This window comes from Methanoculleus oceani, assembly GCF_023702065.1.
Taxonomy (GTDB): Archaea; Halobacteriota; Methanomicrobia; order Methanomicrobiales; family Methanoculleaceae; genus Methanoculleus; species Methanoculleus oceani.
Genome location: NZ_QFDM01000002.1, coordinates 900,743 through 921,572, shown reverse-complemented (window position 1 = coordinate 921,572; position 20,830 = coordinate 900,743). Strand labels below are relative to the sequence as shown.

At 64.1% G+C, this 20,830-nt stretch carries 26 protein-coding genes; 8 read left to right on the top strand and 18 right to left on the bottom strand.

Going from position 1 to position 20,830, the window contains the following annotated elements:
• Positions 1-251: 251 nt before the first annotated feature.
• Positions 252-986 carry a DUF1614 domain-containing protein gene (locus tag DIC75_RS09670; RefSeq protein WP_250987805.1) on the bottom strand — a complete coding sequence of 245 codons (735 nt, stop codon included), beginning with the start codon at positions 984-986 and terminating at the stop codon, positions 252-254.
• Between the two features lie 386 nt (positions 987-1,372).
• On the opposite strand from DIC75_RS09670, the gene DIC75_RS09665 reads away from it, so the two are divergent.
• Both DIC75_RS09665 and DIC75_RS09660 read left to right on the top strand, forming a co-directional pair.
• Positions 1,373-2,095 (top strand): ATP-binding cassette domain-containing protein, encoded by a 723-nt coding sequence (locus tag DIC75_RS09665; protein ID WP_250987804.1) that lies wholly within the window; start codon positions 1,373-1,375, stop codon positions 2,093-2,095.
• Between the two features lie 95 nt (positions 2,096-2,190).
• Complete coding sequence (locus tag DIC75_RS09660) at positions 2,191-2,625, top strand: rhodanese-like domain-containing protein (protein WP_250987803.1); 435 nt, start codon at positions 2,191-2,193, stop codon at positions 2,623-2,625.
• 3 nt (positions 2,626-2,628) lie between these two features.
• Here the strand turns inward: DIC75_RS09660 and DIC75_RS09655 are convergent, their stop codons facing one another.
• The 10 genes from DIC75_RS09655 to DIC75_RS09610 form a co-directional block, all read right to left on the bottom strand.
• Positions 2,629-3,081 carry an RDD family protein gene (locus DIC75_RS09655; RefSeq protein ID WP_250987802.1) on the bottom strand — a complete coding sequence of 151 codons (453 nt, stop codon included), beginning with the start codon at positions 3,079-3,081 and terminating at the stop codon, positions 2,629-2,631.
• 145 nt (positions 3,082-3,226) lie between these two features.
• Entirely contained in the window at positions 3,227-3,973 is a 747-nt protein-coding gene (locus DIC75_RS09650) for a proteasome assembly chaperone family protein (RefSeq protein WP_250987801.1), read from the bottom strand.
• Positions 3,955-4,122: an RNA-protein complex protein Nop10 gene (locus DIC75_RS09645; protein ID WP_250987800.1), complete on the bottom strand. Its 168-nt coding sequence runs from the start codon at positions 4,120-4,122 to the stop codon at positions 3,955-3,957. The genes DIC75_RS09650 and DIC75_RS09645 overlap by 19 nt, the downstream gene beginning before the upstream one ends.
• Before the next feature lie 6 nt (positions 4,123-4,128).
• Entirely contained in the window at positions 4,129-4,908 is a 780-nt protein-coding gene (locus DIC75_RS09640; protein WP_250987799.1) for a translation initiation factor IF-2 subunit alpha, read from the bottom strand.
• Between the two features lie 6 nt (positions 4,909-4,914).
• A complete protein-coding gene (locus DIC75_RS09635; RefSeq protein WP_250987798.1) occupies positions 4,915-5,103 on the bottom strand; it encodes a 30S ribosomal protein S27e in 189 nt (62 codons plus the stop codon).
• A 7-nt stretch (positions 5,104-5,110) separates the two neighbouring features.
• Positions 5,111-5,389: a 50S ribosomal protein L44e gene (locus tag DIC75_RS09630; RefSeq protein ID WP_250987797.1), complete on the bottom strand. Its 279-nt coding sequence runs from the start codon at positions 5,387-5,389 to the stop codon at positions 5,111-5,113.
• Positions 5,390-5,426: 37 nt separating this feature from the next.
• Positions 5,427-6,074 carry a hypothetical protein gene (locus DIC75_RS09625; RefSeq protein ID WP_250987796.1) on the bottom strand — a complete coding sequence of 216 codons (648 nt, stop codon included), beginning with the start codon at positions 6,072-6,074 and terminating at the stop codon, positions 5,427-5,429.
• A 3-nt stretch (positions 6,075-6,077) separates the two neighbouring features.
• Positions 6,078-7,193 (bottom strand): DNA primase small subunit domain-containing protein, encoded by a 1,116-nt coding sequence (locus DIC75_RS09620; protein ID WP_250987795.1) that lies wholly within the window; start codon positions 7,191-7,193, stop codon positions 6,078-6,080.
• Positions 7,190-8,764, bottom strand: a complete 1,575-nt coding sequence (locus tag DIC75_RS09615; RefSeq protein WP_250987794.1) for a tRNA uridine(34) 5-carboxymethylaminomethyl modification radical SAM/GNAT enzyme Elp3 — start codon at positions 8,762-8,764, stop codon at positions 7,190-7,192. Before DIC75_RS09615 ends, DIC75_RS09620 begins: the two co-directional genes overlap by 4 nt.
• A gap of 3 nt (positions 8,765-8,767) precedes the next feature.
• The gene (locus tag DIC75_RS09610; protein WP_352151715.1) at positions 8,768-9,034 is read right to left on the bottom strand and encodes a UPF0058 family protein; all 267 of its coding nucleotides are present in this window, start codon (positions 9,032-9,034) and stop codon (positions 8,768-8,770) included.
• 76 nt (positions 9,035-9,110) lie between these two features.
• On the opposite strand from DIC75_RS09610, the gene DIC75_RS09605 reads away from it, so the two are divergent.
• Complete coding sequence (locus DIC75_RS09605) at positions 9,111-9,974, top strand: ADP-ribosylglycohydrolase family protein (protein WP_250987792.1); 864 nt, start codon at positions 9,111-9,113, stop codon at positions 9,972-9,974.
• Positions 9,975-9,976: 2 nt separating this feature from the next.
• Here DIC75_RS09605 and DIC75_RS09600 read toward each other — a convergent pair whose 3' ends face one another.
• Positions 9,977-10,429, bottom strand: coding sequence for a UPF0179 family protein (locus DIC75_RS09600; RefSeq protein WP_250987791.1), 453 nt, complete (start codon positions 10,427-10,429; stop codon positions 9,977-9,979).
• Between the two features lie 4 nt (positions 10,430-10,433).
• On the bottom strand, positions 10,434-11,516 hold the full coding sequence (locus DIC75_RS09595) for an NAD(P)-dependent glycerol-1-phosphate dehydrogenase (protein ID WP_250987790.1): 1,083 nt from the start codon (positions 11,514-11,516) through the stop codon (positions 10,434-10,436).
• 11 nt (positions 11,517-11,527) lie between these two features.
• Here DIC75_RS09595 and DIC75_RS09590 point away from each other — a divergent pair, with 11 nt between their 5' ends.
• From DIC75_RS09590 to proS, 3 genes are read left to right on the top strand one after another with little or no spacing between them, the layout of a single operon-like run.
• Positions 11,528-12,373: a DUF63 family protein gene (locus DIC75_RS09590; RefSeq protein WP_250987789.1), complete on the top strand. Its 846-nt coding sequence runs from the start codon at positions 11,528-11,530 to the stop codon at positions 12,371-12,373.
• Entirely contained in the window at positions 12,366-12,932 is a 567-nt protein-coding gene (locus tag DIC75_RS09585) for a stage II sporulation protein M (RefSeq protein ID WP_250987788.1), read from the top strand. Before DIC75_RS09590 ends, DIC75_RS09585 begins: the two co-directional genes overlap by 8 nt.
• A 36-nt stretch (positions 12,933-12,968) precedes the next feature.
• A complete protein-coding gene (gene proS, locus DIC75_RS09580; protein ID WP_250987787.1) occupies positions 12,969-14,402 on the top strand; it encodes a proline--tRNA ligase in 1,434 nt (477 codons plus the stop codon).
• On the opposite strand, the gene DIC75_RS09575 is transcribed toward proS, so the two are convergent.
• Positions 14,403-14,858 carry a hypothetical protein gene (locus tag DIC75_RS09575; protein ID WP_250987786.1) on the bottom strand — a complete coding sequence of 152 codons (456 nt, stop codon included), beginning with the start codon at positions 14,856-14,858 and terminating at the stop codon, positions 14,403-14,405. It lies immediately after the preceding gene.
• A gap of 480 nt (positions 14,859-15,338) precedes the next feature.
• Between DIC75_RS09575 and DIC75_RS09570 the strand changes: the two genes are divergently transcribed.
• Positions 15,339-16,259 carry a DUF362 domain-containing protein gene (locus DIC75_RS09570; protein WP_250987785.1) on the top strand — a complete coding sequence of 307 codons (921 nt, stop codon included), beginning with the start codon at positions 15,339-15,341 and terminating at the stop codon, positions 16,257-16,259.
• A 3-nt stretch (positions 16,260-16,262) separates the two neighbouring features.
• Here the strand turns inward: DIC75_RS09570 and DIC75_RS09565 are convergent, their stop codons facing one another.
• On the bottom strand, positions 16,263-16,823 hold the full coding sequence (locus DIC75_RS09565) for a manganese efflux pump MntP (protein ID WP_250987784.1): 561 nt from the start codon (positions 16,821-16,823) through the stop codon (positions 16,263-16,265).
• 97 nt (positions 16,824-16,920) lie between these two features.
• Between DIC75_RS09565 and DIC75_RS09560 the strand changes: the two genes are divergently transcribed.
• Positions 16,921-18,855, top strand: a complete 1,935-nt coding sequence (locus DIC75_RS09560) for an agmatine deiminase family protein (RefSeq protein WP_250987783.1) — start codon at positions 16,921-16,923, stop codon at positions 18,853-18,855.
• Here DIC75_RS09560 and DIC75_RS09555 read toward each other — a convergent pair.
• The 3 genes from DIC75_RS09555 to DIC75_RS09545 form a co-directional block, all read right to left on the bottom strand.
• Positions 18,815-19,438: a TMEM175 family protein gene (locus DIC75_RS09555; protein ID WP_250987782.1), complete on the bottom strand. Its 624-nt coding sequence runs from the start codon at positions 19,436-19,438 to the stop codon at positions 18,815-18,817. The two genes, DIC75_RS09560 and DIC75_RS09555, sit on opposite strands and share 41 nt — an antisense overlap.
• A 71-nt stretch (positions 19,439-19,509) precedes the next feature.
• Entirely contained in the window at positions 19,510-20,055 is a 546-nt protein-coding gene (locus DIC75_RS09550) for a nitroreductase family protein (RefSeq protein ID WP_250987781.1), read from the bottom strand.
• Positions 20,048-20,779, bottom strand: a complete 732-nt coding sequence (locus tag DIC75_RS09545; RefSeq protein ID WP_250987780.1) for a SagB/ThcOx family dehydrogenase — start codon at positions 20,777-20,779, stop codon at positions 20,048-20,050. Before DIC75_RS09545 ends, DIC75_RS09550 begins: the two co-directional genes overlap by 8 nt.
• Positions 20,780-20,830: the final 51 nt, after the last annotated feature.

Below are 20,830 nucleotides of genomic sequence, written 5' to 3'. Positions count from 1 at the left end.
GAGGGGGGCAAGCCCCCCTCCCCTGCAACCCCTCCCCCATTTGCGATAAGCGACTGGCCAAAGGGCAGGAGCTCGAGCACCGTCAGGTGCGCAGTCACCACGGTCCACTGCACCGGGTTTTTTCCTCGTTTCAAGTTTGGGTGCTTACAATCTTTGAGACCTCGTGCGCACTAGGTTTTTTGCGCAACGCACCTTGTTTAAAAAAACGGTATTTTTGGTGAGTTCACTCTGCATCCCGGAGTTCGTCCCCCTCACTCCGTTTTCTCCTGCGAACAAACTCCCCCCTTCTCCCGGAGACTCCTCCCCGCATACGCCGCGAGCAGGACCGACAGCACGCCGGTGACGAAGATGCCGTCGAATATCCCCGCACCCCCGATGGAGAGGACGGTCGACCCGCTTCCGGCAAGCGCCGCGAGCACGTCGGGGTTTGCGAGGTTGAGGATGTCGGCGCCGAGCAGGGTGCCCATGGTTCCCCCGGCGTAGGCGAGCCCCGGGGCGGTGCGGCAGCCGCGGGCGAGGAGGAGTCCTGCGGCAGCCCCGGCGAGGGGTGCGATGTAGAACGGCATGGTGATCCCGAGACCCGGGACAGGCGTTGCGAAGGCGTAGGCGACGAGCGATACGGCACCGACGGCGACGAGGGTCTTGTAGCCCGAGACCCGGCCTCCTGCGACCACCCCGAGGGTCACGAAGAGGGGGATGACGGCGCCGCCGACGTTGACCGCGATGATCGCGTCCCCGACAGGGATTACCGGGATGTCGATCAGGCTGCCGAGCAGCGCTCCCGCGGTCACCAGCACCGCCTGGTAGAACCGGAGCCCGATCGATTCAAAGGCCCCCTCGGCGACGAGGAGCAGGTTGAATATGACCAGAGCCGGTATGAGGACTGCCAGCGCGATGAGGATATGCTCCGGGCTGAAGGGGAGCGGCAGAATTGCGATCGTGGATAGCTCGGTCTCCATAGCCCTGATGTTACCGGACGGGTCCATCCCGTAAATAGTTTCATCGGTATGACCTCCGGCGGGCCTTCGTGCCGGGACGGTCTCGGCCGGCTTCGCCCAACCTGCCACGAGTCCCTCTACAGACCGATGCTTCTTGCCTGTTGTATGGAAAAAGGGAGGTATAGAAGAAAACAGAAATCAGAAATTGCGTATTTTATAATCCTTTTTAGATAGATATATTCATATAGGGACAATAAAAAATAATGATAAACAATACCTCCTTCCTCGAATCGAATAACGGAAACCGGATAACTGATCCCGGAGGAATATTCCGCAGTTGGATGGTCATCCGGGAATACCGGGTGTACATCGGGGTAGCAGGTGGTTGAGAACGGCTCGGTTCGCTCCGACCGATCGCATCTTTGCGGAGAAGCATGACGACTGCCTTTACTGTTGAGGACCTGATCCGGCATCTGGAGCGGCTTCAGGCACGCGGCCCGATCCCGTTCGACGTGAAGAGCGGAGAGGTCTTTGGTATTCTCTGCCCCTGCGGCCAGGATAGACAGACCCTGATTGCCATTCTCATGACGATGCTCTTCCCGGTCTCCGGGTTTGCCGAGCGTTCGCCGCTTGCAATTCTCGGGAATCTCGGGGACCTGCGGCGGAGCATGGGTCTCGTCCTCCGGGAGTCGGTGCTCGACCCTGCGCTGACCGGCAGGGAGAACCTGGACTTTCACGCACGGTTGCACGGCCTGGGCGACGAGGTCCGGAGAAGGAGGATCCCCGAGGTCATAGGGCTCTTCGGAATTGCCGGGAATGTCGACGCCGCGGTTGAGACCTACTCCCCCGCCATGATGCAGCACCTTGAGATCGCCCGGGCATTTCTTGCACATCCCGGCGTCCTCTTCCTTGCCGAACCGACGAAGGGGCTGGACGAGCCCGGCCGCCGGGAGATCTGGGACCTGCTCCGGCGGCTGAACCGCGAGCGGAGGGTGACGATCGTCTTTACGACTCACGATGTGGCTGAAGTGGAGGCAATCTGCACACGGGTTGCAGTGGTGGACGGCGGGGAGGTCGTAGCCCTGGATACACCGGATACCCTCCGTGCGGTGATGTCTCTCGACGATACGCCGCTCGAATTCGACGATACTTCCTGAGGAGCCCCGCTCGCGCACCGGCCGGTGAAGACGGATGGCAGAAGCGGTCGGGAGGACCAAAATCCCTTTTATCTCTGCGGTCATGACATAGGTGTATGACCGACCTTCATCTCCCGCTTGTGTTCCTGCTCGTCGCCGGGAGCACCCTCGCTGCCGTGCTCGTCGGCGGATGCCTCGGCGGTGGTCCGGCATCGGGGGACCAGAACATCCGCATCGTCTCTCCCGCCGAGGCGTCCGCCCTGATCGAAGAGAAGGGGGAAGACCCGAGGTTTGTCGTCATCGATGTCAGGAGACCGGACGAGTTCGCCGGCGGGCATATCCCGGGTGCGATCAACATCGACTCGGTGGACTTCTCGGAGCACCTTGGTAGCCTCGACCCGGACGGAACTTATCTCGTATGCTGTCTACGGGGCGGGCGGAGCGCCGGTGTCCGCGAGTTGATGCGGGGGGCCGGATTCCGCGAGGTCTATGATATCGAAGGCGGCATGAGCGCCTGGAAGGCTGCCGGGCTCCCGGTGGTCACGGACTGATCCTCACTCCTCGGGCTTCACGTAGGTGACGCCTTCCGGCTCTTCCTGCTCCCGGGTCTCTATCACGATGGTACGGGAGATCCGGTTGAAGAGCCGCTGTTTTGAGCCCGGCATGGCGAGCCAGCCGATCAGGCAGTCGGGGATCAGGAGAAACGCTTTGCCGAAACTCTCGATTGCGGCGGCGCCAAACCCGATATCTTCCCCGGCGCGGCCGGTGACCCGGATCTTCAGCGCCATCTTGCCGATGGACTGGCCCCGGTATCCCTCGAGCAGCGTCCAGTAGAGGAAGAGGACGACCGAGGAGAGGCTTATCGAGAGGAGCCCGGGGTCTATCGTGAACCTCCAGGAGGGCGGCAGCCGGTCGGAGAGCGCCCAGAGGGGCAGCCCGATCAGGATGATATCGATGAGCCAGGCCCAGAAGCGGGTTTCCCATCTGGCGAGGTAGAGGGTGACCATATTGCTCCTCTGTCGTCCTCGGTGGGTCTTAAGGGTTGGTATCGGCCGGTTCGCGGGTGCCCTGGTGGGGGAGTTCACCGGAGGATATCGTGGGAACCGCAATGGCTTCGTTTGCCGGAAGGTCCTGCGGCAAAAAAAAGATGAATTATCCGATATAACTCAGTTCTTCCCGGCCCCGGGCTTCTTCGGCTTCCTGGATCTTTGCTATGATCTGCTCCATGTTCTCGGCACGCTGCTGCAGGGAGGTGTGGTCGACCTCGATCCCGATCAGGCGGGAGAGGACCGCAAGGAGGCTGTCGGCGCTTTTCGGGTCGACGATGTAGCCGCTCGTCTCGCCCATCAGGCAGATCCCCTCGATACCCCGCGCTTCGCCGAGGCCGAGCAGGAGGCCTGAGGCCCCTACGATCATCCCGTCGCTCCCGGCATTCTCAAACGACCCCCCTGCGGCCTCCACCTCCGGCCGGAGATGCCCCATGTTGACGGCGGAGAGCACCCTCGGGTTCTCGACCAGGTGGCCGACACCGTAGCCCCCGAGTGCGTAAACCCGCCGGACGCCGAGGTCTTGTGCAATGTCGAGGTAGTGCTCGGCCAGGATATAGTGGCCCTCGGCAGAGTTGCTCTGGAAATCCCCCACGAGAAAGAGGACCGCTCTTCCGTCCTTCTCGCAACGGTAGATCTCGTTATTGACGAGATGAGTGACGCCCTCCTCGTCGACGATCACCTGCGGCGGAAAGTGGATCGAAGAGATCTCCCCTATCTTCTCGCCTTCGAGTTCATGGATCAGGTGGTCGGCAACGAGTTTCCCGACATGTCCGATGCCGGGCAGGCCCTCGACCAGGACCGGAGCGTCGATGTTGTCGTCTCGCAAAAAGGTTACTGTGACGTGTTCCATCTGCGTACGGCCCTCCTGTAGTTACCGTACCTGTCCTGCGGGGAAAAGCGTGCCGGGTGGGCCGGCCGGGATGGCTGGCCGCAGACCGGGCAGACCGGGGAGAGTGTATACCTCAGGTCATCCGGACAGCGGCGAATGCGATTGCTCATATGGTTCTATCCGGCCTTCTGCTTCCGGATAAACTTGCCGGAGCCGCCCGCCCGCTCGACCACGCCGACGGCGGCGCTTGCTGCCTTCTCGATCGCCTTCTCGGCTTCCTTATAATCGGGTGCGGTCACTTTTATCCGGTATTTCGGGGCTCCGACGTAGATCAGGTCGATCTCCACATCCTCGACCTTCGGCTGCGCACTCCGGAGCGCCCGGCGGATCACGTTGACGCCGTCGGGCCTCGACGACGTCAGAATGAGATGCCCCGTGATGGTCACTCTCGAGACCTTTACGTTCTCGTGCGCGACGGTGATGAGCGCTTTTTTGACCTGTTCGTCGAGTTTCAGCCGATCTGCCGCCTCGCCGCCGGTGGTGACGATATCCTCGAAGGCCGGGTACAGCTGGCCGTATTCACGGTATATGGCCTCCTCGATGATGCCCCTGTCCACTCCCGCTGCCTCGGAGGCGAACCCGATCCACTTGGCGGCCTTCTGCTCGTTCTTCCACTCGTGAATCTTTTCGCGCCGCTGGTGTTCGTTTACGTCTTTTAACGAGAGGTCGATGTGGCCGCGATCGGGGTCCACATTCAGGACTTTGCAGACAACCTTCTGTCCTTCTCTGACGTAGTCCCGGATGTACTTAATCCAGCCCCGTGCTATCTCGGATATCGGTATAAGCCCTCTTCGCTCGTCGTACTCGTCCAGGGTCACGAACGCCGCAAAGTCTTTGACATCCGCGACCGTGCAGACGACGAGTTCTCCTTCTTCGGGCCACTCTCTCTCATGCATGGAATTTCACTCAAGTACTGCCAGTATCTCAGCCTTTATATCAGCTTTCCCACCGTGGGGCTCTGCAAGGATACGCCCGCAGACATTGCATCCCACAACGGTACTCGCTCTCTCAAAGACTATCTGTTCGTTCTCACAGTCAGGACACTTTACCCGGAGGAATGTGCTCCTGTTCTCTCTGTTCACCCGGACCATAATAACCTCACTCCGTAAGTTCAAATTTACCGATCCGGAATCCCGGCCGGAGATGCGCCTTTCCACAGACCGTGCACCGGTACCTGACGTTGATCCTCTTCGTCGGCTTGTCGCCGCCGGGCACCTTGCTGAATTTGCCCATGTTGCCCACCATGCTTCTGCGCCCCTTCTGGCGGTCGATCCAGTTGAAGTGGCGCACTTTGCCCTTCTTTACCTTCACGACTTCATGAATCTGGTGGTTTCTGCAGAACGGGCAGTAGGTCTTGAATTTTGATGGCATTTTCATGATAGTAGCCTCTATTCGATAGATACGAGTACCTATATTACTTGTTAAGCCTAATATTTAAGGCTATGTCGTGCTCGCAGAGCACATCTGCATTGTTTTCCGGCAGGGTGACGATATCCCCCCGTTCCAACGCGTAGGTCCTGCCGTCCACTCCCATGAACGACTCCATGTTGGAGCGGATATGCACGAGGGCGTAGGGGGATTGGACGGGACGGGGAGCGGCGGCTGCCGGGGTCCCGGAGGCCTCCGGGGTCTCTTCGATCCGGAGAGCGGCGGCCGTACCGCCGCCGAAGGGGTAGTCTTCCCCGTGGACGAGCGCTTCCCGGCACCCCTCGATAGCGTCGACGATCTGTCCGTACATCGCCCGTTCCGCCGGGAGCATCTTCCGGGTCTCTTCCTTATCGGTGTACTGCCCCTCGACCTGCTGGAACGCGAGATCGAGGATCTGCCGGGTCCGGACCGCGAAGATCTCCTGCACGGTCTCGGTGACGCTCCCTATCTCCTCGATGAGCAGGCTCCCCGCCCGGCTCTCCAGGGGGTTTTTCAGGCCGTAGTAGTCTGCCTTGAGTTTCTCGACGTATGCCCGGGCATCGTCGTAGAGACCGGGCTCGATATGCGAGAGCCTTCCCGAGTGATGCATGTCGAGCAGCATCTGCCGCAGTTTCTCAAGGAGGTCGGTGGCCATGCTTCAAGCACCCCCGGTGATCTCCGCCATGTTCCGGCAGCAGAGGAAGACCGCGAGCGCTTCGGGGACGCTCTGGACTCCTGCTTTGAGCGTGTAGGTGTTCCCGAGCAGGGACGTGGCGAAGTTCGCCTTCACGTCCACCCGAACCTCCCGGTCGCCGAAGACCACCGCATCGACGAGCGGGTCGAACTCCGCGAAGTCCCGGATATCGAGCGGGACCACCCGCATCCCGCTGCCGCCGTGCAGCGACCCCGGTGTTCGGATCAGCCGCTTGATGTCGGTCGTGACCGGCTCGTCAGCACGTGCTCCGGCGTCCCGGATCCTCTCCTCGAAGTCTGGTGCGGCCGCGATCGCCCGGACGACCCGGTTCTGCAGGAGGTCCTGTGGCTCCTTCTCGAGGAGGGCGTCGAGGTCCGCGAGGAACTCCGCGGCCGTTCGTTTCCCGATACCTTCAAGCCCCGCGAGATAGGCCGTCGCCTCCGCCGGGTCGAGGGTCGCGAGTCCTGCGAGGTGAGCCCGGAGCGCATCGGCGTAGCGCCGCCGCCATCCGGTTTTCGCGCCTCCCGGAGCGAGCATCACGGCCGGGTCGAGCCCGATGCCGCAGACGTAGTCGACGATCTCGCGCCGCTCCGGGCTCCCCCATCCCCGGACGGCGATATCGGTGACGTGGATGTGGTAGCCGCGCCCCCCGGAGAAGGCTATCTTGATGTGGCTTCTGGCAAAGCCGAGTTCGTCGGTCAGCATCCCGAGCAGTTTCTCGGTCTCTTCCTTTACCCGTGCAAGCATCATCGCGTAGGGGCCGCGGACGATATGGTCGGCATCGAGATCGAAGATCAGGTCGGCGCCGGCCCAGTGCTTATCGTTCATCGTCGGCGCCGACGGCGTCTGGTAGTAGGCCGTCGAGTAGTAGACGTGGGCGGGGACCAGGCTTTTCACGTACGCGGCGAGTTCCTGCGGGTCCATAAACGCCATATGCCGCCGCATCCGGACTTCGGCCGCGGCATCGAAGAAGACGAAACCCCATTCGCGCTGCTCAAGGGAGGACGGGACGGTGAGATTCTGCCTCTGGTAGTACTCCGTGAACCTCTGCTTCACAAACTCGAGCGTCGCGGGCTTCATGAGAACGTCTTGATCATATATGGCCCCACTCGTTCATATCCCTGTTTCCTGTAGTAGGGCCGCACCCCGACACCGCTCATCACCGCGAGGTGCCCATAACCGTGATCGCGGGCCTCCTCCTCGGCGGCGGAGAGGAGCTCGCTGCCGAAACTGCGGTGCTGCCACTCGTCGGCGGACGCCGGGGTGCTGATCGGGACCACGCTCCCGTAGACATGGAGCTCGCGCAGGAGCGCCGCGTCGGCGAGGTCGTCGCGGAAGGGCCGGTGCGGGAACCTGAGGCGGGCGAACCCGACGAGGGCGTCCTCGGAGCCCGCCTGGATGAACCGCTCCTCGCCGCCGCACGCCCGGTAGACGCTGGTCGAGATCGTTGCCGCCTCCGGCGCAACCGTCCTGCCGACCTCGCGGCAGCGGATGCACCGGCACCGGAGTCCCTGCGAATGAAGCCGCGCCTCTGCAAGTTGCCGGAAGTTGCTGTGCCGTGAGCCCGCGACGATCAGCTTTGCCGGGATGTCGCGCTGGATCCGCTGGAGGCGGACGTACTCCGGGAGGAGTGACTTTCCATAGGCGATGAGGTCGATCAGTTCCTCCTCGGTATAGGGCCGGTATTCCCCCCGCTCCCAGAGGGCCTCGATTTCTGAAGCCGGCGTCACCAGGGTAGGGTAGATCTTCAGGAAGTCCGGCCGGAACCGTTCATCGGAGAAGAGCTCCTCAAACATCCGCCGGTCGTCCTCAACGCTTGCTCCGGGGAGGTTGGGCATCACGTGGAACCCAACCTTCAGCCCGGCGTCGCGAAGGAGGCAGTTCGCCGCGACCGAGTCCGCGACCGAGTGGCCCCGGCGGTTGTAGTCGAGGATCCGGTCGTCCAGTTGCTGGACGCCGAGTTCGACCTTGGTCACGCCCATCGCGAGCATCCGGTCGATCTGCTCCTCCCGCGACCAGTCCGGCCTCGTCTCGAACGTGGTCGCGATGCACCGGACTCTCGCCGACTCGTTCGCGGCAAAGATCGCCTCGAGATCGGGCTTCTCCGGCGGGACCCCGGCCCGGGGGTAGTCGTTCATCGCCTGCACGGCGGCGCCGACGAACCACTCCTGGTAATCGACCGGGCGGGCGGTCATCGTCCCGCCCATCACGATCAGTTCCGCCTTGTCGACGTGGTGCCCGAGCGCCTCGAACTGCCCGAGGCGGGCCTGCACCTGGTTGTAGGGGTCGAACGCGTGCTCTCTCGCCCGGAGCGCCGCCGGCTCCTCTCCCGTGTAACTCTGGGGGGACGCAAAGGGGTGCTCCGGCCCGCCGGGGCAGGGGAGGCACTTCCCGTGGGGGCAGGGGTGGGGCGAGGTCATCACCGCGACGGGTGCCACCCCGGAGAGCGTCCGCGTGGGTTTGACGAGGAGGATCGGGCGGAGCCGCTCGCGCTCCTCGGGCGTGGCGGCGGCGAGGATCGCGGAGTTTTTGGGCATACTGATGCAGTATTTCCGGCAGACCTCAAGTTTGATCTTCTGGATGTCTGCAGGACCGGGCCCGGTAGAAAGGATGCGGGAGATGATCTCCCGGAGAGTGTCGGTATCGTTCATCGTTTAATGTTCGGTTGCAATCCGTTCGGAGTGAAAATCGGCGTGGTATTCGATGTAGGGATTATGGTGTGCCCGGATGTGGTGGACGATCTCGTCGCCCAGCGTAAGGATAGCCTTTTTATGGGTGACCTTATTCTTATGGATGTGGACGGGTGAGATGCGGAGAGCGTTGTACTGGTCGGTCGGAACATCCTCTCCGGTGGTACTCTCATAGTACTTTCTGACGTGGACTAACAGCATATGTAAGTGGAGCAGCTCTTCCTTTTGCACGATATCACCTTTCCTCGAAGAATACTACTGTCCGCGGGTAGATATAATTTGTTGGTGATCTTTTTATATGCACAAGATGCGGGCGGTCGGAGCGTTCATCGGGCTTGCAATAGGCGACGCTCTGGGCGCGCCCCTGGAAGGCCTCCCGCCGGCCCCAATCGCCGTAACGGAGATGTCCGGGGGCGGAATTCATGACACCCTCCCCGGCCAGTACACCGACGATACCCTGCAGGCGTCAGCCCTGGCGCAGACCCTCGTCGGGTGCGGGAAGTTCGATCCGGACGACTTCGCCCGACGTTTAATTCGGGTATACCGGGCCTATCCGGAGTTCTTCGGGCCGACGTCCCGCGCCGTCCTCGACCTGATCGAAAAGGGCGTCCCGCCTTCGGCTGCCGCGAGGACGGTGTACGAGGCGCGGGGCGGGAGCAGGAGCAACGGGAGCGTGATGCGCGGGGTCCCGGTCGGCATCTTCTACCCGCCACAGGAAGTCCGGGAAGCAAGCCTCGCCGCATCGGCCGTCACGCACTTCGACCCCGTCGCCGGCGAAGCCTCGGCGTTCGTCAACCGCATGGTCAGCGGGATGTGCCGGGGAGAGGAGGCTCCTGTAGCCTTTGGCCGTGCCCTTGCGGCCTGCTCCGACCCGGAACTCCGGGGGCTGCTCGAGGATTACCGGGCGTATCCGCCCGAGCCCTCGCTCGACGCCGTCCTCTGCACTCACTGCGCCGTCAGTATCTTCATGGATGCCGTCTCCTTCCGCGAAGCGGTGGTCGCGGCGGTCAACCTCGGGGGCGACGCCGATACCGTTGGGGCGATCGCCGGCGGACTCGCCGGGGCGCGCTTCGGGTGCGAGGCGATCCCGGAGTCGTGGCTCGCTGCGCTCCAGGACCGGGAGGAACTCCTCGACCTCGCCCGGCGGCTCGCCCGGGTGAGCCGGCCGTAGCGTCAGGCCGGCCGCAGTTCCACCAGTTTCAGGGGGCGGCTACGCTCGCAGACGTCGGGGGCGTTGCCGAGAACCTCCCCGACGACGTACTTCTCTCCTTCGATGATGCCGTCGGGGCGGCAGAGCCGGTAACTCCGGCACTCGCTTCTCGGGCAGGAGAACTCGTAGCGGATCTTCGAGTTCGCTATCGCCATGTCGGCGCCGATCAGCGCGACGATGGGGGCCTCCACCACGTCGACCGCGACCGCCGCCTCGTGGTGAACCGGGCAGTCGTGCCGGGTGTTCGGGCGGGCCGCAACGACACGGTACTTCTTCCCCGACTGCAGGTTATGGCAGACCTTGCGCACCTTGCAGCCCTCGCACTCGGTGCACACGATCCCCTCATACACGAAATCAAGTCCCGGCTTTGCGAGTGCGGCCCCGATCAGCGTCACCTTTGTCTTCTCTTTCGTCATTGTCTCACTCCCGGTAAAGCATCTTCACGAGGTCCCGCGCCGATTCCTCGGTCAGCCCCATATCCAGTATCGTGAACCGTTCCGGCCGGATCGTCCGGGCCGCGAGCAGCGCCGCCACGGCCGTCTCGTCGTCGACCCCGATCTCGGCGGGGGTGGTCGGTGCACCGATCTTCTGCAGGGAACTGCGGATCCCTTCCCAGTCCCCGCCGTGGAGGTACATCGTGATGATGGCCCCTATGCCGCACTTCTCCCCGTGGAGGCCCTTTCCCGGTGCGAGCCGCTCCAGTGCGTGCGAGAACTTGTGCTCGCCGCCGCTCCCGGGCCGTGACGATCCCGCGATGCTCATCGCGACGCCCGAGGAGACCAGCGCTTTCGTCACGATCCAGGCACTCTCCTCTGAGTGCGGTTTGATGAGGTCGGCGTTCTGAAAGAGGATCTCGGCGGTCATCCGGGAGAGCGTCAGGGCATACTCCGAGATCGGTTCGCCCCGAAGACGGTGGGAGAGCTCCCAGTCGAGGATTGCGGTGCAGTTTGCCATGATGTCCGCACACCCGGACGCGAGCAGCCGGTGAGGCGCCGAAGCGATGATGGCGGTATCGGCGACGACGGCGATGGGCGGCTCGGCGGCGAGCGAGACGTTCCCTTCGGCGGTCGGGACCGAGGCCCTCGATGAGGCGATGCCGTCGTGCGATGCGGCGGTCGGGACGCTGATGAAGTGACGGTCGGCGTTGTAGGAGGCGATCTTCGCCGTGTCGATGACCCGCCCGCCGCCGACGCCGATGACGAACCCGGCCTCTGCCGCCGCCGCCTCGGCCTTCCTGATCGTCTCGAGGGGATCGCCAACGCTCGCGGCAAACGTCGCAACGTCGTAGGAGCCGGCAAGAAGCGCCTCGACTCTCTTCCCGGCGACGTCCCGCGTCCGGCTTCCCGATACGATGAGCACAGAATCGCCGAGAGCAAGGTCTTCGCAGACAGCCGGGATCTGCTCGATGACATCGTGGCCGATGACGACGTCACGGGGGAGCTGCATCCATTTGGACTTGTCGAAGACCTTGGTTCTGAGTAGGTTTATGCGGTCTGCGCTCATTTAGATCAGTAATGATTAGGGAGTTCCTCTACAAATATTACATAGATCCCATCCGTTACGGCGAGGCGTACACGCTCGTCGATACGCTGACCTACGCCCTGATCCTCATCGCGGCGGTCTACCTCGTTTACCGGGGGCTCCGGCGCTACTCGATCGCCATCGACGACGAACTGGTGCTTGCGACCATGCCCTTCGTCGTCCTTGGAGGGCTTCTCCGGGTCGTCGAGGATACCGGGATGATCGTCTCCGACCTCCGGTTTCTCCTGATCACGCCCCTGATTTTCTTCTCGATCTTTGCGGTCGCGGCGATCGCCCTCTTTCTCGGAAAACTCGCTGAGAACGCCGGGCTCACCGCCCGCTACAGCCGGGTCTACGGGGGGGCGGGGATCGTCGCCTGCCTCCTCGCCACCGCGGCGCTCGTCTGGTTCGGCCTCACCGAGGCGACGATCGCGCTCGACGTCCTCGTTACCATCCTCGCCCTCGCGACAGTCACGTCGCTCGCCCTCTGGGCGTTCCTTGTTTACGTGCTGAAGTGGGACTACGCCTCAAACATCCTCTATAAACTCCTCATCTTCGGCCACATGCTGGATGCGAGCGCGACAAGTTACGGGATCGATATCCATCCCGTCCACTACGTGGAGCAGCACGTCGTGGGCTCGGGCCTGATCGAGGCGACCGGCAGCGCGTTCTCGATGTTCCTCCTCAAGATCGCGGTGATCGTCCCTGCCGTATACGTCCTCGAGATGTACCGGCGGGAAGGAAACCCCGACCTCTGGCACCTCATCCTGCTGGCCATGATCGTCGTCGGCATGGCGCCGGGGATACGGGACCTGGTGCGGATGGTGCTCTATGTCTGAACTCTCGCTCGCCCGGGCCACGATCCTCGCGGCCGTCTTCTTTGCCGTCTCGGTCGGCCTCGGCGTCTTTGCCGTGGCCCGCGACCCGTCGATCGGCGCGGAGGTCATGACCCTCTTCCGCAACCAGGTCGTAGCGGGCCTCCTCTCCGACTCCCGGCCGGTCCTCGCGGTCAAACTGTTCTTAAACAACCTGGCCGCCTGTCTCCTCCTCTTCCTCGGGGGAGCCTCGCTCGGCGTGGTCACAGTGCTGATCCTCTCGGTCAACGGTCTTTTGATCGGTGCGGTGACGGAACTCGTGCGGCAACAGCAGGGTCTGCTCTACATTGCGGCGGCGCTCCTGCCGCACGGCATCTTCGAGATCCCTGCCTTCCTCATCGCGGGAGGCCTCGGGCTCCTCCTCGGGCGGGAGCTCATCGACGAGTGGCAGGGTGGAGGCGATGCCGCTGCCGGAGCCGTGCCTCTCACCCGCCTCTTTCTCCGGGTCGTCGTCCCGCTCCTCGCGGTTGCGGCGGCCGTAGAGGCATTTATTACGCCTGCAATCCTAAGTATGATCGCTTAACGAGGCAAGATCGACAGTTTTTGAGGTTCGAGACGGATGGAAGAAGATACAGGCGTACTTCCCCGGAAAGACGATTTTTCCCAGTGGTACAACGAGATTCTCTGGCGAGCCGAGATCATGGACGTCCGCTACCCGGTCAAGGGGCTGTACGTCTGGTACCCCCACGGGTTCGGCATCAGGAAGCGTGCATACGGGATACTCCGGGACCTTATGGACCGCGACCACGCGGAGACGATGTTTCCGCTCCTGATCCCCGAGACCGAGTTCATGAAGGAGGCCGAGCACATCAAGGGCTTCGAGGACGAGGTCTACTGGGTCACCCACGGCGGCAGGAACGAGCTCGACGTCCCGCTCGCCCTTCGGCCCACGAGCGAGACCGCCATCTACCCGATGTACTCCCTCTGGATCCGGTCCCACACGGACCTGCCCCTGAAACTCTACCAGATCGTCAATACGTTCCGCTACGAGACGAAGCACACCCGCCCGCTCATCCGTCTCCGGGAGATCACGTCGTTTAAGGAGGCACATACCGTGCACGCGACGTGGGAGGAGGCGGCGGCACAGGTGGAGGTCGCGCTCGGCCTCTACCGGGAGTTCTACGACAGCCTCCGGGTGCCGGTGATCGTATCCCGCCGCCCGGCCTGGGACAAGTTCCCGGGTGCCGACTACACCATCGCGGTCGATACCATCATGCCCGATGGAAAGACGCTCCAGATAGGCACGGTGCACATGCTCGGCGACCACTTCTCCCGCACCTATGACATCACCTACGAGGACGCGAACGGGGAGCGGCAGTACGCCTACCAGACCTGCTACGGCATCTCCGAGCGGTCGATTGCGGCTGTGGTAAGCGTCCACGGCGACGATAAGGGGCTCGTGCTCCCGCCGGAGGTCGCGCCGATAGAGGTCGTCATCGTGCCGATCATCGTCGGAAAACGACGCGAAGAGGTGCTCGCGGCGGCCGGGGCGCTTCAGGAGGAGTTCCGGAACGCGGGGTTCGCCGTGAAACTGGACGACCGGGATATGCGCCCGGGCGCGAAGTACTACCACTGGGAGATGCGCGGCGTCCCGCTGCGGATCGAGGTGGGCCCGCGGGATATCGACGCGAACACGGTCGTCGCCGTCACCCGTACGGGCAGGAAGACCACGCTCGATCGCCGGGGCGTCGTAGAAGGGGTCTGCTCCGTCCTTGCACAGTTCGGGGAGGAACTCTCGCAGGCGGCGCGGCAGGCGATGGCCGCACGGATCGCCGTGACCGGGACCCTGGACGAGGCTGCCGCAGCGGTGAAGACCGGGGTTGCGGTCGTCCACTGGTGCGGGTCGCAGGAGTGTGCGGAAAAGATTGAGGCGGCGGTGGATGCAAGCATCCTCGGGTCCGATATCAGATCGGACCTGATCGCCGTCTCGGACGGCCCGTGCATCGCCTGCGGCGGGAACGGCACGTCCGCCCTGGTTGCCCGGACCTACTGATCAGCAGGACGGGCAGGTATACGATTTTACGTGTTCGGGGGACGAGATGTCTCCCGATATCGTCGCTTTTCCGCCCGAGAAGAACAATCTGCCGCATTTCGCGCATTTTTTCGGGAGCAGTCGCTCCCAGCGGCTCATCGGAACTTCCAGAGTGAACTGCATCTTCTCCGCGTCGGCGGGGTTGCACTGGGTGAGCTCCTCATACCGGGAGAGGATCTGCATGACCTGGAGCGGGTTTGCTCCCTCGCTGCAGAACCGTTTGAAGACGTAAAATTGGAAGATCATCCACCCTAGGTCGGAGCGCTCGATGGTCTCCTCGTAGTCGCTGCACGCTCCTTCGTCTTCGTCGAGGGAATACCCGCAGAGGGGGCAGCGCCCGCCCACGAGTTCGTCCAGGAAGACCTCTTCGTGGCAGCTGGGACAGGTGGTGTGGGGGGTATGCATTCTGGAAGTCATGATTGTACTGGCCTCATACCTTTTACTCTTTCAGGGGCAGCGGGCGGGCCCGCATGCCTTTTGAAAGCATTCCACGCGAGGACGCGCGGTCTCTACGGTGCCTTGAGGTTTACTACGTATTGCGCTCGTGGTGCTCTTATACGTGTCGAATGCGGCGCCCGGATCCGCCTGCCCGGAGGTGGTTATCGTCCGGACGTCCGGTGCGGCGGGACCGGCCGGCGCCCATGCCCGGAGGGCATCATTGGAATGCCTCCGGTCTTCTCAAACTCCTGCCCGGAAACGCTTCGCGTTCCCTCAAACTCCTGCCTTCACACCTAACGGTGCTCAAGCTCCGGACGTGCCGTCCGTCGCAACTCGAAAACCCTCCGGGTTTTCTCAAGCTCCGGCCCTTCGGCCCGTCGCACCCTCAAATCAGCCGTTTTCCCCGGAACCGGGCCGGCAGCATACATTTTTTATAGGTTGGCGGGGCACTCTGCGCGCATGGCATCCCCAGCGGCATCCGAAGTCTACATCGTCGATGCGTCGGATCGTTATCACGCCGTCGAAGCGCTCTGGCGGGAGATTGGCACCCCTTCCCTCGACAAAAAGACCGTTGCAGTCAAGGCGAACTTCAACAGCGACGACCCGTTCCCCGCGACGACCCATCCCGATGCGCTGGAAGCGATCCTCGGGCAGGTCCGCGATGCCGGTGCCCGGACGGTCCGGCTCGGTGAGCGGAGCGGGATGGGGGAGACCGGTGCGGTGCTGAAGAACCGGGGCGCCGCCGACGTCGCGGCCAGGACGGGGGCGGAGGTGGTGGCGCTCGACGCCCTCCCTCCCGGGGAGTGGGAGGCGATCCCGCCGGACGGTCTCCACTGGGAGCGTGGGTTCCTGATCGCCCGGGTCTTCCGGGAGGCGGATGCGGTGGTCCAGACCTGCTGCCTGAAGACTCACCGGTTCGGCGGGCATATCTCCCTCTCCCTGAAGAACCCGGTCGGGGCCGTGGCGAAGAGAAACCCGGAGGATGGCTACAACTACATGGCGGAACTTCATTCGTCGCCGCACCAGCGCAGGATGATCGCCGAGATCAACCGGTTCTTTCCCTGCGACATCGCTATTCTGGACGCAACGGAGGGGTTCTCGACCGGTGGGCCCGAGCGGGGCACCCGTATTGCCCCGAACGTCATCCTCGCGAGCACCGACCGCGTCGCCCTCGATGCCGCCGGAGTTGCGCTGCTTCGCCTCCACGGCACGACGCCGGAGGTGATGCAGGGCCGGATATTTGAGATGGACCCGATCGCCCGGGCGGCGGAGCTCGAAATCGGTGTTAAGTCGGCAGAGGATCTGCGGCTCGTCGCGCTCGATTCCGAGAGCAAAGAGCTCGTCCTCGATATGCGGCGGATCCTGGACGAGACCGCCTGAATATCAGAGGGCGAGATGGTCGAACAGGATCCGCAGACCGATGCCGATCAGAATCACCCCGCCGAGGATCTCGACCCTCCGCCCGAACACCCGGCCAAAGGAGCTCCCCACGAGCACGCCGGCGGCGGAGAGGGCGAAGGTCACGATGCCGATCGTGACTGCGGGCCAGAGGATGGGGGTATCCAGCACGGCGAACGTGACGCCGACGGCGAGCGCGTCGATGCTCGTCGCGACGGCGAGCAGGAACAGCACGGCCATGCTCCCGGCGGCAAACTGCACGCTCTCGCCGTTCCCCCGCACCGCCTCGACGATCATCTTCCCGCCGATCAGGGCAAGCAGGAGGAAGGCGATCCAGGGCCCCCAGATCCCGATGAATGAGGCGAGAGTCACCCCGCCGAGCCACCCGAGCACCGGCATCCCTGCCTGGAATCCTCCGAAGAGCGCACCGGCGATGAGGGCCCATCGCCCCCGATCCTCCCGCAGGGTGGCGCCTCCGCTGATCGAGACGGCAAACGCATCCATCGCGAGGGCGACGGCGATGAGGAGGGTTGTCGCGAGATCCATTGCTTCCGTAAAGTTCCGACACGATGCCGGATAACGCTATGGCCCGGCGGTTGCTATAAAACGCTGGAGCGTCCTACCGGTACGGAGAGATGATACGATGAGCACGCAAACGATCGGCCTCATCCAGACGGCGGTGAGCGACGACCCCGACCGCAACCTGGCCCGCACCCTCGAGATGGCGAGAACGGCGATCGCGAAGGGTGCGCGGATCCTCTGCCTGCAGGAACTCTACCGGGCCCCCTACTTCCCGCAGTATGAGGATACGGACGCCTCCGCCTATGCCGAGACGATCCCGGGCCCCTCGACCGAAGCGTTCTCGGCGCTTGCCCGGGAGCACGGCGTGGTGATCGTCGTGCCGCTCTACGAGCGGACCGCGTCCGGCGAGCACTATAACACCGCGGTGGTGATCGACGCCGACGGGCGGCTGCTTCCCGCTTATCGGAAGGTGCACGTCCCTTACGATCCCCTCTTCTACGAGAAGAACTACTTCCGGCCCGGGGACCGCTACCGGGTCTACGATACCCGGCACGGCCGGATTGCCGTGCTCATCTGTTACGACCAGTGGTTCCCGGAAGCCGCGAGGACGGTCGCGCTGCAGGGTGCGGAGATAATCTTCTACCCGACCGCCATCGGCCATATCGCAGGCGAAGAGCCTCCCGAAGGCGACTGGCGCGAGGCGTGGGAGACGGTGCAGCGGGGCCACGCGATAGCAAACAGCGTCCACGTCGCCGCCGTCAACCGGGTGGGAGACGAGGGGGATATCCGGTTCTTCGGGAGTTCGTTCGTCGCCGATGCGTTCGGGAACGTCCTTGCCCGGGCGGGCGGGACCGGTGAGGAAATCCTCATCGTCGAGGTCGACCTCGCGGGAAACGAGGCTGTCCGGGAAGGCTGGGGCTTCCTTGAGAACCGGCGGCCGGAGACCTACGGGGCGCTCACCCGGAGGTTCCTGCCGGGGAGGACCCCTGCGGGGTCGGGCTACCGCATGCCGGCGGAGTGGGAGCCGCACGACGCCGTCTGGCTCTCCTGGCCCCATGACCGCGAGACGTTCCCCGACCTTGCCGCGGTGGAGCGGACCTACATCGAGATCATCGCGGCGCTCCGCGGGTCCGAACCCGTCGACCTCCTCGTCACCGGCGAAGCGATGCGCACCCGGATCGTGGCGGTGCTCGAGGAGGAGGGCGTCGATACTGGGGGCGTCAGGTTTCATTTCGCCGATTATGCCGACGTCTGGTTCCGGGATTACGGGCCGACGTTCTTGATCAACCCGAAGGCGGAGAGCCTCGCTATGGTGAACTGGACGTTCAACGCCTGGGGAGAGAAGTACACGGAACTCATGGGAGATACCCGGGTCCCGCTCATCATGAACCGCGAGATGGAACTCCCGCTCTTCACCCCCGGGATCGTCCTCGAGGGCGGGTCAGTCGAGGTGAACGGGCGCGGCACGGTGATCGTGACGGAGGCGTGCCTCTTAAACCCGAACCGGAACCCGCACCTCTCCAGGGAGGAGATCGAGGCGTATCTCGAGGCCTACCTTGGCGCCGGGCACGTCATCTGGTTAACGCAGGGCATCGCCGGCGACGACACCGACGGCCACGTCGACGATATCGCCCGGTTCGTGGACCCGACAACCGTCGTCTGCGCTCTCGAGGAGAACGAGGACGACGAGAACCACGCTCTCCTTCAGGAGAACTACGCCCTCCTCCGGGCGTCGACCGACCAGGACGGCAATCCCTTAACGGTCATCCCCCTCCCGATGCCGGGGAGGGTCGGCGGCGCAGAACGGCTGCCGGCAAGTTACGCAAACTTCTACGTGGGCAATACCGTCGTGCTGGTGCCGGTTTTTAAGCACCCGAACGACGAGATCGCCCTGGCGCGGATCCGGCAGGCCTTCCCCGACCGGGAGGTCGCCGGGATCGACTGCACGGCGATGGTCGAGGGCCTCGGCGCGATCCACTGCATCAGTCAGCAGCAGCCGTCCGTGGTGCCGGGCGTCACCTGCCCGGGGGAAGAAACCGCATCACGAGAGGAATGAGCGCGTAGGCCGCGGTGCTCCAGGTCCAGCCGGCGAGGGCGAGGAGGATCGCGATGACGGAGACGGCCGGAACCACCATCACCCGCTGGTTTCCGCGCCGTATGTCGGTGCCGGGGTGAACGAGCCGGCGGTTATGCGTGGCATACCTCCACTGCGCGGCAAAGAGCAGGCCGAGGCCGAGAAGGTTTACCTCGAAAACGATTGCCGCGAAGATCCTGCCCGGGTAGTCGCCGATGAGGGAGACGGAGAACGGCACCAGCGTGACGAACAGGAGCATGACGATATTGATCCAGAGGAACGTGCGGTCGGTGTGGCGGAGCCGCTCTGCCTGCACGTGATGGACTATCCAGAAGGAAGCGAGGATGAAGAACGCGAGGAGGTAGTGGTAGAAGGCGGGGAGCTGGCTGGCAAGCATTGCCGTGACGGTGGCGCCGGAGGGGTCGTGGATGCCTGCCGGGACGTCGAGGCTGAGTACCAGGAGGGTCATGGCAATGGCGAATATGCCGTCGGTGAGCGCCTCCATCCTGTTCTTCGGGAACCCGGGCGGTGCTCCGGTCTCCCGGCCGTCGTCTCTCTGCTCCATTGTTAACAATCCCTGTTTGGAGCACCGGCCTGATAAGGAGTGAGCATTTGCATCCGCGAGGCGGGATGGGGTCACCAGCCGTTATGGTGGACCCGCTCCTCGCGGTAGCGGTCGACCGGCGGGGGACGGGCGGCCGGGTAGCCGACGGTGACGAGGGCAAACCCCGCGACGCCGTCCGGGAGCGAGAAGAGGTTTGCAAACCCGAGCATCAGGTCGGGGTCCGGGTAGACGGCGGTCCAGACCGCGCCGAGCCCGAGGGCATGGGCGGCGAGGAGGAGGTTCTCCGTTGCCGCGGCACAGCCCTGCACCCGGAGGTCGGGGCTCTCGGGGATGCGGAGGTCGAGACAGACGAGGATTGCCGCCGGCGCGGGGGGACGGACCTCCGCGTAGGGGCTGACCGCCGGGATGCGGGAGAGGATCTCCGGGTCGTCGATGACGACGAAGTGCCAGGGCTGCTCCCTTCCGGAGAAGGGGGCCTGCATTGCGGCCGCGAGGAGTTTCTCCACCGTCTCCCGGGCGACCGGGCGGTCGGTATACTCCCGCACGCTCCGCCGGGTTATGATTGCTTCGAAGGCGTCCATCATGCCGCCCTGTGGACGGCCCGTGACTTCAATCATTCTCCGGAACCGGTCTTCCCACCGGCATGAGGTAGAGCGGTGTCGTGTTCTCCGGGAGCGCGAGGACTTCCCGGACCTCGTCGTCGTCGAACGCCCCGATAACGACAGTGCCGAGATCGATCGCCTCCGCCTGGAGGTAGACGTTCTCTGCGGCGTGCCCCGCCTCCATGAAGACGTAGCGCATCCCCCGCTCGCCGTACTTCGCGGTCGTCCGGTCCGGGACCGCGGCGATGACGACCGTTGCCGGGGCGTCGCCCACGGCGGTCTGGTTGACGGCCGCCGCCTGCAGGGCGGCCCGACGGTCCCCGTCGCCGACCCGGACGAGCAGGTGTTCCCCGGGCCGGTAGTGGTAGACCCCCGGCTCAAGGTCCATGACGCCGCCCGCGACGAGGTAGACCTCCAGGGGATAGAGGCCGCCGGCGGAGGGGGTGGTCCGGTAACCCCGGTCGTCCGTGACTCCCTGCGCCGCCCAGAGGACCTGCCCGGCGTCGGCGATGGTCAGCGGCACTTCGGCATAGGCCCGGACCGACCGCCGCTCCCACAGCGCCTCCTCGACGGAAACCTCGCCCGTACGACGGGGCTCCGGGAGGGTGACGGCGCCGTCCGGCGGTGCCGGCGTGCTGTTCCCGCCGGGTGTCAGGGGGATGCCGGCGCACCCGGAGACCAGCACCGCTGCCAGCAGGACGGCGACGACGAGGCCGATACGGCGACTCTTCACGTCCATGACACCGGGTCTGGGACCGCCCGGGTTCATGAAGGTATCGGAGCGCCCCGA